This window comes from Paraburkholderia sediminicola (genome assembly GCF_046026855.1).
Lineage (GTDB): Bacteria > Pseudomonadota > Gammaproteobacteria > Burkholderiales > Burkholderiaceae > Paraburkholderia > Paraburkholderia sediminicola_A.
The window spans coordinates 101267-115112 of sequence record NZ_JAQQET010000029.1 but is presented as its reverse complement, the minus strand read 5'-3'; the positions used below and the strand labels follow the sequence as shown (position 1 = coordinate 115112).

Sequence of the window (13846 nt, the reverse complement as noted above, 5' to 3'; positions counted from 1 at the left end):
ATCGTAGACGCGCGCGGTCAGGATTTTCTTCAGGTAGTCGTGGCGCAACGCCACGCTGTCTGCGGGTTCCGCAACCTGATTGAGTTCGTGTAACGACAAGGCAAGCTCCTGTGCGGCAAGGGCAAATCAACAGAGAGAGATCACCAGGAGGCAGGCAGAAAGCGGACATAAAAAAACCCGCCTCGTGGGGCGGGTTGATGTCGCTGCTATCAGACGCGCGCTAACCCACCATTCGATGAATGGTGCTAATAATCAGCGCAATACGGATGTCGAGGCAGTTCATGCGTTTGATCATCGTTGACTTGGCGGCCTTTGTCAATCCCTGTTCGTTACATCGGGCAACGCCGCCAGTGAGCCGCGTGGCTCGGCGATATCTCGGGGTATGGCTAACCGCTGCAGCAAACGGTGTAGCGACCCCAGCGGTAAAAAAGGAGCCGCGAAGGGAGCCGCAAACTCATGGTTGCGGCACTTCCGCGACCCGCAAACCGGGATTCGGCGCGACGGTTTCACGCCGCGGACTCAGCACTCTTTCGCGCAGAAACACGTCGAACTGTGCCATCACCGCATCACGGGCAGCGCGGGAAAAGAGCGCGTGATCCACCTTGCCGACCACCTTCGCGGTGATGTTCCTCAGCTTGCCAAGCTGACTGCCGTTCGGTCCGAAATGAATCTCCAGCTCGTCCAACCCCTCGTCGAGCGGACCGTACATCAGCGAGGTTTGCACTCCCTTGCGCTCGAGTTCCAGCGCGATTCTGCGGACGGCGCCCCCTGGCGTCGACTGCCCGAAAAGCCGTTCGACCGCCGTGCTGGCGCGCGCAGTGATACGCGCGCATAGACGACGCGTGAGTTCGGCAGTGATCGCGCGGCCGTTCACCTGCCCGGTCAACAGCCGCAGCCATTTGCGTGGATTGCGCATTGCACGCCGGTAGACGACACTCGACGCCACGTGCTGCGCGCCGGGCCGCGTCCGCGCCCCACCCCACACGAACAGTGGTGGATTGACGGCGGCGCAACCCACCACGCCGGGATGGGTGAGCGCCGTATGAATGCTGACATACGCACCCGTGCAAACGCCGAACATGACGGTTTTCGGATAACCGGCCCCCGCCAGCCAGTCGACGCCCGAGCGGGCATCCGAGACGGCATATTGGGCGTACACCCTATCGAGCGTCAGCGCTTCGTCGCGACGCAGACTATCGCCGAGACCGCTAAGGTCCATGCGCAGCGATGCGATGCCCTGGGCCGCGAGATGCCGCGCCATCAGCACCGTGAAGCGGCCGTCGCCGATCCGGTGCACGCCGCCCGTGTTGACGAACAGTACCGCCGGCGCCCCTTCAAGCGCGCGCAATGGCTGACAGAACACCCCTGCGTAGCACCCATCATCGAACACGACGGGCACCTCATGACCGTGCGCGAACTCGATCCGCGCCGCCGCTGCGCAGCCCAGCAGTTCCACCGCCGGCCCCGTCGCCATGGCTGCCCTTGCGCCCAACCATTCGAGCACACTGCCAAACGCCTCGGCCGGCGGCTCGCTATAGCTGGGATCGAGCAGAAACCTGCTGTACTCGCTGAAAATCTGCAGGCCAATCTGAGCGCCCTGAGCCTGATAATGCCTGGCCAGCCGCTTCAGACGCGCACTTTCGCTCAGATCGTGCAGCAGCACACGCCGCGCGGGACATTGCATGCTCTGTTCGAGGTCGACCTTCGCGAGCATCTCGAGCGAGTCCGGATAGAGACGGAAGCCGTGCGCACCGATCGTTTCCGCGGCCTCGGCATCGAGGCTGACCCCGAGCGCTTTTTGCGCACTGAGCCAGCTTTGATGCTGAATTTCCAACTCGCGGATGTAGTTCTTGCCCGAACTCAGCGGCATGAGCAGCACGAGATTCTCGACGTCGCCTAACTCTTCGGCGGCCAACGCCGCGAGCGTAGCGCCCAGGCGGAGCCCACATAGGCTCAGCCGCGTCACACCGGTTTCGGCGCGCAGCCACGCTGCGGCCGCCTTGATGCTGTCGAGCCACACGCGCAAGCGCTGCGGGTCTTCCTCGCTACCGCTCGAATCGCCCGTGCCAGGGTAGTCGAAGCGCAGCGTGGGCGTACCGCGCGCAGCGAGCGCCTCGGCAAATTCCCGCCAGCCACGATAGGTGCACAGTGCTTCGTAGCCGAACGGATTGCATAGCACCACACCCATTTCCGCCTGAGCGCCGGCCGGTCGGTGCAGCCATCCGAAACAACCGTTGAACGTTACCGGCGTCATGGTGGACGGATTCGTCATGATCGGTCGCTGCAACGCCGCTTCAAATTCGCGGCGCAAGCGATTCCTCCGGCACGAGGTGCGCAATCGTGCGCGCGAGAGATTCGATGCTCTGAAACAGTTCGTGGGTAATCTGCGCGGCTGGAATTTCGATGGCGAGTTGTTCTTCGATGGCCATCATGACGCGAACCGAGCCGAGCGACGACAAACCTGCCGCATAGAGATCGTCGTGATCACCCAGCGAGTTGACGGGTACGTCGAGACAGGCGGCCTCTTGAAGAATGCTGCGCACGTATGTTTTCATTTGATACCCCGAAAATCTGAATTTTTTGGCTACAGCATCAATGCATCGATTCATCAAGAGCGCACGCGGATGCGCCATCATCAATAACCTGGTCTGGAACAAACGCTAACGCGAGAAAATCGTCGGCACTTTAAAATAATATTTCGTTATACAGATCATGCTTGTCTACGAAAATCAGGCGATCGCATTGCTGCCTGCACAGCATTCGGCGAGCGCCTTCCTGTCGATCTTGCCGTTCACATTGAGCGGCAACGCTTCGAGCATCACGATTCGCTGTGGTACTGCATACACGGGCAATCGCTGACGGCACGCCTGCAGAACGTGCAGCGCGCTGCCTTGCGCGTTGGTCACGAAGGCAATCAGGCCACCGGCACGGCCCGCATCGTCGACGGGCCAGGCGATCACCGCGCAGAGCGCCGCATGGCTGCATGCCTGCACAACATGCTCGACTTCTTCGAGCTCGATCCGATTGCCACGAATCTTGATCTGCGTGTCCAGCCGCCCTTGAAACACGATGCCCTGCCCGGGCACTTCGCGTGCGGCGTCCGAGCTTCGATACCAGCGCTGCGAGGTATGGCCCGGATAGGCCATGGAAACGAAGTGGCGATTGCCCGCTTCGTCCGGCGACAGATAACCCTCGGCCAACTGAGGGCCGCCGATCAGCAGTTCGCCGCTTTCGCCGGACGCGACCGGCGCGAGCGCGGCGTCGACGATCAAGAGTTCCATCCCCGGCAATGCGCCCCCGAGTGGCATGACCGCATGCTGCGGATCGTCGGCAAATTCTGGCGTGACTTCGAAAGCAGCACAGGCCACCGTGGTTTCGGTTGGTCCGTACATATTCAACACCCGGCTGTTCGGCGCGGCGCGCAACCACGCCTGTACCAGCAAACGCGGCAGCGGCTCGCCGCCGAACTGGGTGACACGCACGCTCGGAAATTCGTTCGACCCCAGTTTGCGAAACTGCTGCATGAAGCCGGCCGCCGAAGGCACGCTGCTCCAGTGCGTGATCGCGTGTTCCTGAATGAACGCCGCGTTGTAGATCGGCTCGACGGTCTTCGGCACGTACAGACATCCGCCGTTTGCCCAGCACACGAACATGTCGTGTACCGACGGATCGAAGGTGAGCTCGCACAATTGCACGTAGCGCGCGCGATGCACGCTGCCCAGCAATTGCAGTTGTCCTGTCACGTAAGCGTCCGCGTTGGCGTGCGAGATCGGTACGCCTTTGGGTGCACCGGTCGAACCGGACGTGAAGAGAATGTAGGCCAGATCGTGCGACGCGCGTAATGCCGGGGCTTCTGTGACGGATGATTCCGGATGGAGCCCGACCTGGTCACCGGCGGCAGAGACTGAAGCCGCGCGCGTGCGCTGAGCATTTTCAGCGTCTTGCACGCCTTCACCGCCTGCCTCATCGAGCAGCAAAATCCGTGGGCAGTCGTCGAGCAGCGACAACGCTTCTTCGAGCAACGCCGTGCAACGCCGATCGACCAGCAGCAGCGGCGCGCCCGACTGCTCGATCACGGCCGCAATGCGCGCGGCGGGCACATTGGGATTGAGCGGCACGTAAGCGAAACCAGCCTTCAGGATCCCCAACAGGCCGGCGTAGGCGGCCACGCTGCGATGCGCGAACAGCAGGCAGCGCCCGGGCCGGCCGGCCGGCATTGCATCTGCCAACCCGGCTGCAATCCGGCGCGCCCGCGATGCAATCTCACCGTAGTCATAGAGGCGTTCATCGACCCATAGCGCAGGACTATCCGGCTCGCTCGCGGCAGTATCGAAGAAGAAGGAGTCCAGCATTGACAGCCTCGGTCCATTGGGCACTAAACCGGCGCGCGCATCGGCTAACCCGAACAAGCGCGAGAGCAACTGCCGGTCATGCCGAAAGCACGCCGCGAGGCAGCAGAGCTACCCGGTGGCGCGCTGCGTTGCAGCAGAAGAGTTTCAAGAAAGATCCGCGGACGACACCGAGGAGTAGCAGTGTTCTCACACAATTTTGCGTAAGAACACTGTCATCCAGGGCTTCGTAAGAATCATAGAATCCGGCAGGGCCGGTATATGTGCGATACCGCTCTCAACAGACGAATGAGGGTATGCAGGGCAGGCGCGCCGCGGCTCCGGCGACGCGCTTCAAACAGATGCTCTAATCACGCACGCCGCTTTGCTTCCTGAAGGCGTCCAGAATGCGGCGCTCCAGCGCGTTGTAATCGCCGCCGAAGTGATGATCGCCCGACGTGCGAATCACCGTGATGCCGGTGTTGGTGAGCGCCGGACACAGGGTGTCTTTCTCGTTCCCACCGTAGAAGCATTGCACGATCGCGGGCGGTATGCGCGTCAATTCCGGCTGCACCTTCAAGGCTTTATCGCTCGCCGGCATACCGAGCCAGCCACCCACGCGGATCTGGAAATCGGCATCCGGCGCGAAGCCGAGCAGCGCAATCAGCGACACTTTCGCGCGCAGCGCGTCAGGCAGCCGGTTATAAGCGAACGGCATCACGTCGGCGCCAAACGAATAGCCGACGAGCGCAATGTGTTCCGCATGCCAGCGCGCCCCGTAGGTTTGCATAATGCGCGCCAGATCGCGGCTCGTCTGCGCCGGCGTCTTCTCGCTCCAGAAATAGCGCAGGCTATCCACGCCGATCACCGAGATGCCGTCTTTCTGCAAGGCGAGAGAGATGGTCTTGTCGAGATCGCGCCAGCCGCCGTCGCCGGAAATCACGATCGCCATGAGGCCGTTCGGATGCGCCGCCGGCAATTCGATCAGCGGCAGATCGGAGACGTCGTCATCGTTCGTCGACGCCGTTTGCAAATGCGGCGTGATCATGGCAACGAGTCGCGTGCGATCGCCGTTGCCAGGCGTCGTCTTTTCGACGAAGCCCGGCACCTTGTCGCGAATGATCGTCGGGTCCGGCGGGCACGGTTGAAAGCGCGGATCCAGATTGCGCTCGGCATCCACCGAGACCGCGCCGGCAACCGTATTCGACGGCGCCTGTTCAAGCACACGCATTGCGAGCGTTGCGCCCTGCCCCGTACCGGCGACGATCGGCGCGAAATAGCGGCTCGACTGTGATTGCCGTTCGAGTTGATGACTCAAGGCTTCAGCATCGCCCACCAGTTGATGGCAGGTTTCTTTTTTCGCGCTCAGGTTGGCCGCATAGCGCGCCGTATCCACACCGACGGTCAACGCGCCGGCTCTCGCGAGCGCATCGGCGGTTTGCTGGTCGGCGGCGCTCCAGCCGGTGGCCGGCGAGTAAAGCACCACGAAGCCGCGCAAGGGGCCGGCCGGTTGCGTCACCGTCACGTCGCCATAACGGCCGCCGGGCACGGTGGTGGTTGCGGCAAAGGCGGCCACGCTGCAAACAACGAGGCTCGCCACTGCGGCGAGCTTGAAAAACGGATGCAATGTCATGAACGCCGGCCTCCTGCCAGCAATGACAGGTCCGCGAGCGTGAAGAACACGCCCACCGAACCCGACGCCGCGAGATAGCGCGGCTCCCAATGCGGCTGGAACTTGCTCTTGAAAGCGCGCAGTCCGCGGAAGTTATAAAAGCGGCCGCCGAAGCGCCACACGATCCCCGCCAGCCGATGCCAGCGCGACGCGAGTGGCGTCGACTGCATGCCGGAGAGCGGCGCGATGCCGAGACTCAGCGAGCGGAAACCCGCCTGCTTCAGATGCAACGCCAGTTGGGTGAACAGATATTCCATCGCATACGGCGACGCGCTTTCCACGTGCCGCATCACCCCGACCGTCGCTTCGGTATTCATATCGGTCGTCATGAAAGTCACAAAAGCGGCCGGTTCGCCGTTCTGGCGCACCAGCATCACGGATTGTGCCGCAAGGTACTCGTCGGTAAACGCGGCCACCGAAAAGCTCTTTTCGCGCGCGTCGCGGCTATCGAGCCAGCCGTCGGAAATCTCGCGCAGCGTTTCGAGCGACGCCGGCACATCGGCCTGATCGATCACTTCGACGGTAAAGCCGTCACGCTCGCCACGCTTGAGCGCATAGCGAAGATGCGCGCGATGCGAGCCCTTCAGGTCGAAATCGTCGAGCACCACGTGCGCTTCTTCGCCGAGCTTCATCAACGTGAGGCCGGCGTCCAGATAGAGCGGCAACGCGTTGGCGCGCACCTGATAGAACGCCGCACGGCCGCCATGCGCATGCGCGAGCGCGACGAACTTGCTGATCAAGCCGGCCCACTCCTCGCGCGGACCGACCGGATCGTGAAGCGCGGCCCACGTGCGGCCATTTTTCGCGTACATCAGGAAGGCTTGACGCGACGCGGAAAACAGAAAGCTCTTGTCACCCATCAGTGCGAGACCGGCGTCGCTACGCTCCTGGGCGCGCACGATGCGCGCCGCGTCCTGCAGATCCTGGGCAGGGGGCATGACGAATCGCCCCGCCGCCGGGCGCAGCAACTGCCAGAAAGAGAACGTGGCGGCGAACAGACTGGCGGCCAGCGTCGCGCGCAGCGCACGCGGCGCGCGTTCGTCGAAAGCGAATTGCCACCACAGGTCTTGCGTATACGGTACGTCGCGGAACGCAAACAGCATGACCCACACGGCCAGCATCAGCACCATTGCCACCGACACCAGCCAGCCCGCCGTAAAGCGCTCGGCGAACAGCGACGAATGACGGTTGAAACGGCGACGCGTGGACAGCAGCAACGCGATCAGCGTACCGAGCACGCCTGCTTCCACGAACGCAAGACCTTTGGTCAGCGAGAGCGCGAGGCTCAACACCGCCAGCAGCAAGGTCACCCACCACGCGGCATCCAGACGCCGCAGCAAACCGCGCGCGACGAACAACAGCAACACGCCGAGCACGCTGCACAACATCTGCGAGCTCTCGAGCACCCATAGCGGCAGCACGTCGCGCAGAATCAGAATGCGTTGCCAGAACGCCGGCGTCGCGCTGGAAATCACCAGCATGCCGCCGACCACGAAGGTGACGAGGCTCAGAAACAGCGGCGCGAGTTTATACGCGCCCGCCGCATGACGCAGCGGCAAACGGCTTCTCAGCGCGCGGCCTTCGAAGCCGGCGAGCAGTGCCGCCGAGACGATCAGCGGGACGCCGAAGTAAATCGCGCGATAGGCGAGCAGCGCCGCGACCATCTGATGCGTTTGCACGCTGCCGTTCAGCGTGAACACCATCGCTGCTTCGAACACGCCGACGCCACCCGGCGTGTGGCCGATCATGCCGAGCAGCATCGCGGCGGCATAGACGGTGATGAAGGTCACGAAACCGACGTCCGCATGCGGCAGCAGCGCCCACAACGCGAGGCCCGCAGCCACCACGTCGAGCACGGCGAGAGCCACTTGCGCGACCAGGTCGCGACGCGCCGGAATATCGAACGACAGCCACTGCCAGCGCGCGCGGATCGGGCGCGTGTCGCGACGGCAGGCGGCCGCCGCGAGTCCGAGCGCGACGAGCAGCGCCGCGCCGCTCCAACGCAACGTGGGCGGCGCGAGATGCAGCATCGTCGCAAGACGGTCGGCGAGGCACACCATGCCGAACGCCGTCATCAGCACCAGCGCGAGCGCCAGCGAAACGCTCGTGAACACGGTCATGCGGCCGATCTGTGCGGGTGACACGTTCGACACCCCGTACACGCGTGCGCGCACGGCGCCGCCCGTCAGCGCGCCGAAGCCGGTCGCATTGCCGAGCGCCGAGCCTGCGGTCGCGCCGATCCACAGCGCCGCGCGCGGCACCGCAGCGCCCAGGTAGCGCAAGCCGACAGCGTCGCGGCCGATCAGCGCGATATAGCTGAGCGCAGTCGCACCGAGCGCCGCGGCCCACTCGCCCCCCGTCAGGTGACGCAGTTGGCGCATGACCGAGCGATAGTCGACCGCTTGCGAGAGATGTTGCAAGACGACCAGCAACAGCCCGCAAATGACGAGCGCGAGCACGGGCGAGAGGACGCTTCGCTTGCCAAGTGTCTTCGATGCACGGTCGAACATCGCGCCTAGCAGGTCGAATTTATTGTTATAGCGGTGGAACATGGTCAATGCAGGCCTTGCGTAGAGCTGTCGCGGCGACGGGTCGTCTGCCACGGCGTCGCCTTGCTTCGGCGATTACAAATGGATAACGGCAAAGCGTAAAAAAGGTTGACAGTGTTAGCGAAGGCCAATCAATTTGTCGGGTTTTAACCTAGGCCGGCAGTTGAAGTGGAACGCGCTTCGTGACGTGGCAGAGCAATATGCGTCGATAAAACGGTCGATATTGCCGATTGACTTGCCGCGCTGATGAGGACCGCTGCGCTCGGCAAGGGCTCGAATTTTAAACGTTTATTGAAGATTGCGAGATAAAGATTCGGTATCGCGTGAGGCCTGCCCGATCGCGCACCGTTTTAAAGGACGATGGACTCCATCAAGGTTTCTGCTTTGCGTGCCGTAATCGAGAGCAATGGCATGGCGAAATGTTGAATTCTCGCCGCGCGAAAACCGCTACTTGAAGGGGAACGATGATGACAGATCAGGATTGGGTGATGGCCGGTATCTATCTGGTGGGCTTGGTGTCGACAGCGCTTCTGATGAGCGCGTTATCCGCACGCGCGGCCAAAGTACAGCGCGCAGTGGCGTCACGTATCCGCGAATAACGCACAGACGCTGCGGGTCGGCGGACGCTGCGCAACTCGGCGATCCAGAGGTGGCCCTCCAGCGCCCTGAAGCGGTTTGATGCTCTAATCGATGACGATGCATCGATTCCGAAGCATGCATGCCTCAGGACAGGAGACACGGATTGACGAACGAACAACAACTCGAACGCTGGCTCGCACGCGAGCAGGAAGTATTGGCGACACTTAAAGCCGGCCCGGGCCCGGGCGTCGCGCGCCCAGAACAGGTGGCAGGCAAGAGCGGCCTGGAAGTCATGCAGGCGATGTTGAACGCGGAACTGCCCTACGCAGCGATCGCGCGCACACTTGACTTCACGATTGTCGAAATCAGCGCGGGGCATGCGGTGTTTCAGGGCACCCCGCTCGCGCAGCATCTGAATCCGCTGGGCACCGTGCACGGGGGCTGGATCGCCACCCTGCTCGATTCCGCGCTAGGCTGCTCGGTGCATACGATGATGCCGCCGGGTCGTGGCTACACCACGGCCGAGCTGAGCGTGAATTACGTGAAAGCTGTGACGCCGCGCGTGCAACGCGTGCGTGCCGAGGGCAAGGTGATTCATTGCGGACGGCAACTGGCGACAGCGGAAGCTCGCTTGGTCGGCCCCGACGGCACGCTCTACGCGCATGCCACGACGACCTGTCTGGTGTTCGAGATTCCCAGCCGATGAGGATACGGCCAATACTGTCGGTTGCTCGCCACGACTGGCGCCCCGGTAACAATCCGGCGCTAATCTGGCAACACGAGCGGACCACCAGGCAGGTAGCCCGGCGCATGCGCGCCTCGGCTTTGCCGTACAGCGCCTGCGCCGACTCTGGTACCTGCTAACCCGTTACTAGCGCGCTTACTGCGGGCGGCGATGCGCTTCAGCGATCACCGCGCAGTTTTGCAGATGCAGATTGAGTGCATGCAGGGCCAGGGCGCGGATCTTGCCCAGCCACGTGGTGTTAGCTGCGGTAGCAGTGCGGGCGGTAGCGACGTTGGAAGCAGTGTTCATGGTGGACTCCTGTATAGGGTTTATACCTAGGCAATAACCCGATTATAGTCCTCTCATGCCGCGCCGCAACAAATATCAATAATGTCGTTGAGGTGTTGTGCGAGGGTCACATCCGGAACTTGAGCAATTCAGAAAAAGGGAAGCATCAGACGCAGCGCTATTAACCATCCGCACCGTACAGGTGCAATAATGGCCCCTTTGTCTGCGACCATCCGCCGCAGACCGATCGCCCGCCTGCTCCCATGACTGTCGTCCAGAAAGCCCTGATTGCGCCTCTCATCGTCGCGTGCGCGATGTTCATGGAAAGCGTCGATGCGAACGTGATCGTCACCGCGTTGCCCGCCATGGCGCGCGACTTCGGGCGCGATCCGGTCACGCTGAAAATCGCGGTGACGAGCTATGTACTCGGTCTTGGCGTGTTCATCCCGGTATGCGGCTGGCTCGCGGATCGCTTTGGCGCGCGGACAATTTTTCGCACCGCGATCGGCATCTTCGTGACTGGCTCACTCTTGTGCGCTGCATCGAACTCGCTGGCCACCTTCACCCTCGCCCGTTTCGTGCAGGGCGTTGGCGGCGCGATGATGGTCCCGGTTGGGCGAATCATCATCTTCCGCGTGGTCCACAAATCCGACTTCATTCGCGCGATGAACTATCTGAGTGTCCCCGCGATGCTCGGACCGGCCGCCGGGCCGCTGCTCGGCGGCTTCATCACGACCTATCTGCACTGGCGCCTGATCTTCTTCATCAACGTGCCGATCGGCATTCTCGGCATCTATCTGACCAACCGGCACATCGCCAATACACGCGAACCGGACCCCGGGCCGCTCGACTGGATCGGGTTTTTTCTGTCGGCGGCGGGCGCGGTGTTGCTTCTGCTCGGACTGTCGCTAGTTGGCGGTGAACTCATTTCGAATCGGGACGCGTTCGGCATGTGCGCGAGCGGCGCAGTGCTGCTCGTGGGCTACGTCCTGTACGCCCAGCGCGTCAAACTGCCCTTGCTCGATCTGAGCTTTTTCAAGGTACCGACATTTCAGGCGAGCGTGCTCGGTGGCTCGCTGTTTCGCATCGGTCTCGGTGCACTGCCGTTTCTGCTGCCGCTGATGCTGCAGGAGGGACACGGCATGAGCGCGTTCGAGTCCGGCCTGATCACCTGCGCGTCCGCGTTCGGCGGCATGTTCATGCGCACGATCGCCTCGCGCGTGCTGCATCGCTTCGGTTTCCGTTCGGTGCTGGTGGTGAACGCGGCGCTGTCAGGTATTTCAATCGCGGCATGCGGACTGTTTTTCCCCGGCACGCCGACCTGGATCATCTGGTTCGTCGTGTTGCTCGGCGGCTTCTTCCCGGCGCTGCAATTCACGAGTCTCAACTCGCTGACTTACGCGGAAATCGCCAGCCGCGATGTGGGACGCGCGACGAGTCTCGGCAGTGTCGTGCAGCAGATGTCGCTCGGCCTGGGCGTGACCGTGGGCGGTATCGTGCTGCAGATTTCGCGCGTGCTGCACGGACATCCAAGCATCACGTGGTCGGATTTCTGGCCCGCGTTTCTGGTGGTGGGCTTGTGCTCGTTCGCGTCGATCCCCGTGACGCTGCGCATGCCGCATCGCGCCGGTGAAGAGATCGCGCGAGGCGGTCGCGGGTAAAGTACCGCCCCCCCTCAATCGATTTACCGGACCAGCGCCAGGCATCAAGCGGGCTAATGACGCCGCGCTTCCGCCTGCTCCAGCAACGCGTCGAACAATGCGAGTTCTACTGGCTTGACGAGATGAGTGTCAAAACCGGCCACTCGCGTCTGTTCGCGATCGCTTGCATGACCGAAACCGGTCATAGCGGCGAACACGGTGCCGGCCAGCGCGGGCATTTCGCGCAACGCCGCCAGCGTGGCGTAACCGTCCATTTTGGGCATCGCAAGGTCGATCAATGCAAGGTGGGGCGCGAGGCGCGGTGCGACCTCGAGCGCCTGTGGGCCGTCGTAGGCAATGCGGACCTCGTGGCCTTTGAGTTGGAGCAGCATGGCGAGGCTGTCGGCGGAGTCCCGATTGTCGTCCACCAGCAGGATACGCAGCGGCGACACCTCGCTTGCCGCAGCGCCAGCCTCATCAACCCGCTTTTCGGCGGGCGCCGCGGCCAACGGCAGACTGAGCGTGAACGAACTGCCACACCCCTCTCCCGCGCTGCTCGCGATGATGCTGCCGCCGTGCAGTCCAATCAGCGATTTGCACAACGTGAGGCCGATGCCGAGGCCGCCTTCGCCGGAGCTTTGCTTGTCCTTTTCCTGGACGAACAACTCGAAGATCGCATCGAGCGAACGTACGGGAATGCCGCGGCCGTGGTCGCGCACTTCCAGCACAGCCATGTGATGATCGAGACGCCCGAAGATCTCGATGCGGCTGCTGAACGGCGAAAACTTCGATGCGTTATGCAACAGGTTTTGCAGTACCTGCACAAGTCGCGTCGTGTCGCCGTCGACGATAAGCGGCTCGGCCGGCATGTGCTGCGCCACACTCTGCTCCCGCGCATCGGTAAACGGCCGCGCAGCTTCGATCGCGCGCACCACCACTTCGGCCAGATCGACGCGTGCAAGGCGCAACTCGACCTTGTCCGACATGATGCGGCCGACGTCGAGCAGATCGTCGACGAGGCGCGTGATGTGAGTCACCTGGCGGTCGATCAGATCGCGTGAACGCGCCAACGTGGGACTCAGACCCGCTTCGAGTTGCATCACCCCAACCGCATTGCGCACCGGCGCGAGCGGATTGCGCAGCTCGTGAGCGAGGGTCGCGAGAAACTTGCGCATGTGCTCGCCGGAGCGCTCCAGTTCTTCGCGTTCACGGCGCTCGGTCAGATCGCGCGTGACCTTCGCGAAGCCGCGCAACTGGTTCGATTCGTCATACATGGCGGTGATGTTGACGTTGGCCCAGAAGGTCGTGCCGTCCTTACGCACGCGCCAGCCTTCGTCTTCGACATGGCCGATCTGCTTCGCGATCGCGAGTTCGCGCACCGGCTTGCCGGCCGCCACGTCTTCGCGCGGGTAGAAAGTCGAAAAATGCCGGCCGATGATTTCGTCGCGCGTATACCCTTTGATGCGCGCGGCGCCAGCATTCCAACTCACAATATAACCATCCGGATCGAGCATGAAAATCGCGTAGTCTTTCACGCTGTCGACCAGCAGACGGAAACGCTCCTCGCTTCGCCGCAATGCGTCCATATACTCGCGCTGCGCGGTCAGATCGCGGGTAATCTTGGCGAAACCGGTCAGTAGCCCAGCTTCGTTGCGCACCGCCGTGATGACCACGTTCGACCAGAAGGTCGTGCCGTCTTTGCGAACCCGCCAGCCTTCGTCCTCGAAGCGGCCGGTAAGTGCGGCCTGTTGCAACTCATAACCCGGCCAGCCACGCTCCACGGCTTCGGCAGTGTAGAAACGGGAGAAGTGCGCGCCGATGATCTCGTGCGCCGCGTAGCCGTTCAGCTTCTGCGCGCCGGCATTCCAGCTGACGATACGCCCGGCCGGGTCCAGCAGGAAGATTGCGTAATCTTCGATCGACTGGACTAGTGCCCAGTAGTCGACCTCGAAGGGCGTGTTCGCACGGAGCGCAGGCGGCTCGTGGGCGGACTCGCCGTGACCGCTTGCGGAAGCGGCGTCAGTCTCGTTCATAGCAGGAGGACTTAGATGGTTTGCCCAAAAGCA

The 13846-nt window shown here is 62.7% G+C and carries 10 protein-coding genes; 3 read left to right on the top strand and 7 right to left on the bottom strand.

The window, feature by feature from the left end; all coding sequences use genetic code 11:
* Positions 1 to 454: 454 nt before the first annotated feature.
* The 5 genes from PQR40_RS27990 to mprF form a co-directional block, all read right to left on the bottom strand.
* A complete protein-coding gene (locus PQR40_RS27990; RefSeq protein WP_408510284.1) occupies positions 455 to 2311 on the bottom strand; it encodes a serine aminopeptidase domain-containing protein in 1857 nt (618 codons plus the stop codon).
* Entirely contained in the window at positions 2295 to 2555 is a 261-nt protein-coding gene (locus PQR40_RS27985) for an acyl carrier protein (RefSeq protein ID WP_408394423.1), read from the bottom strand. The genes PQR40_RS27990 and PQR40_RS27985 overlap by 17 nt, the downstream gene beginning before the upstream one ends.
* A 174-nt stretch (positions 2556 to 2729) precedes the next feature.
* Entirely contained in the window at positions 2730 to 4352 is a 1623-nt protein-coding gene (locus tag PQR40_RS27980; protein ID WP_408510283.1) for an amino acid adenylation domain-containing protein, read from the bottom strand.
* Between the two features lie 343 nt (positions 4353 to 4695).
* Positions 4696 to 5961: a virulence factor family protein gene (locus PQR40_RS27975; protein WP_408394419.1), complete on the bottom strand. Its 1266-nt coding sequence runs from the start codon at positions 5959 to 5961 to the stop codon at positions 4696 to 4698.
* Positions 5958 to 8510, bottom strand: a complete 2553-nt coding sequence (gene mprF, locus PQR40_RS27970; RefSeq protein WP_408340423.1) for a bifunctional lysylphosphatidylglycerol flippase/synthetase MprF — start codon at positions 8508 to 8510, stop codon at positions 5958 to 5960. The genes PQR40_RS27975 and mprF overlap by 4 nt, the downstream gene beginning before the upstream one ends.
* 503 nt (positions 8511 to 9013) lie before the next feature.
* Here mprF and PQR40_RS27965 point away from each other — a divergent pair.
* Entirely contained in the window at positions 9014 to 9148 is a 135-nt protein-coding gene (locus tag PQR40_RS27965) for a hypothetical protein (protein ID WP_408340382.1), read from the top strand.
* A 119-nt stretch (positions 9149 to 9267) separates the two neighbouring features.
* The gene (locus PQR40_RS27960; RefSeq protein WP_408394417.1) at positions 9268 to 9834 is read left to right on the top strand and encodes a PaaI family thioesterase; all 567 of its coding nucleotides are present in this window, start codon (positions 9268 to 9270) and stop codon (positions 9832 to 9834) included.
* A gap of 174 nt (positions 9835 to 10008) precedes the next feature.
* Here PQR40_RS27960 and PQR40_RS27955 read toward each other — a convergent pair whose 3' ends face one another.
* On the bottom strand, positions 10009 to 10161 hold the full coding sequence (locus PQR40_RS27955; protein WP_325045863.1) for a hypothetical protein: 153 nt from the start codon (positions 10159 to 10161) through the stop codon (positions 10009 to 10011).
* 242 nt (positions 10162 to 10403) lie between these two features.
* Here PQR40_RS27955 and PQR40_RS27950 point away from each other — a divergent pair, with 242 nt between their 5' ends.
* Positions 10404 to 11801: an MFS transporter gene (locus PQR40_RS27950; RefSeq protein WP_408510282.1), complete on the top strand. Its 1398-nt coding sequence runs from the start codon at positions 10404 to 10406 to the stop codon at positions 11799 to 11801.
* Between the two features lie 53 nt (positions 11802 to 11854).
* On the opposite strand, the gene PQR40_RS27945 is transcribed toward PQR40_RS27950, so the two are convergent.
* Positions 11855 to 13813, bottom strand: coding sequence for a PAS domain-containing hybrid sensor histidine kinase/response regulator (locus tag PQR40_RS27945; RefSeq protein WP_408241575.1), 1959 nt, complete (start codon positions 13811 to 13813; stop codon positions 11855 to 11857).
* Positions 13814 to 13846 lie beyond the last annotated feature (33 nt).

Bases quoted from the DNA above. Each gene is read 5' to 3' on its own strand.
- PQR40_RS27985 (WP_408394423.1), bottom strand. From the start codon at position 2,555: ATGAAAACATACGTGCGCAGCATTCTTCAAGAGGCCGCCTGTCTCGAC.
- PQR40_RS27980 (WP_408510283.1), bottom strand. From the start codon at position 4,352: ATGCTGGACTCCTTCTTCTTCGATACTGCCGCGAGCGAGCCGGATAGT.
- PQR40_RS27975 (WP_408394419.1), bottom strand. From the start codon at position 5,961: ATGACATTGCATCCGTTTTTCAAGCTCGCCGCAGTGGCGAGCCTCGTT.
- mprF (WP_408340423.1), bottom strand. From the start codon at position 8,510: ATGTTCGACCGTGCATCGAAGACACTTGGCAAGCGAAGCGTCCTCTCG.
- PQR40_RS27965 (WP_408340382.1), top strand. From the start codon at position 9,014: ATGATGACAGATCAGGATTGGGTGATGGCCGGTATCTATCTGGTGGGC.
- PQR40_RS27960 (WP_408394417.1), top strand. From the start codon at position 9,268: ATGCCTCAGGACAGGAGACACGGATTGACGAACGAACAACAACTCGAA.
- PQR40_RS27955 (WP_325045863.1), bottom strand. From the start codon at position 10,161: ATGAACACTGCTTCCAACGTCGCTACCGCCCGCACTGCTACCGCAGCT.
- PQR40_RS27950 (WP_408510282.1), top strand. From the start codon at position 10,404: ATGACTGTCGTCCAGAAAGCCCTGATTGCGCCTCTCATCGTCGCGTGC.
- PQR40_RS27945 (WP_408241575.1), bottom strand. From the start codon at position 13,813: ATGAACGAGACTGACGCCGCTTCCGCAAGCGGTCACGGCGAGTCCGCC.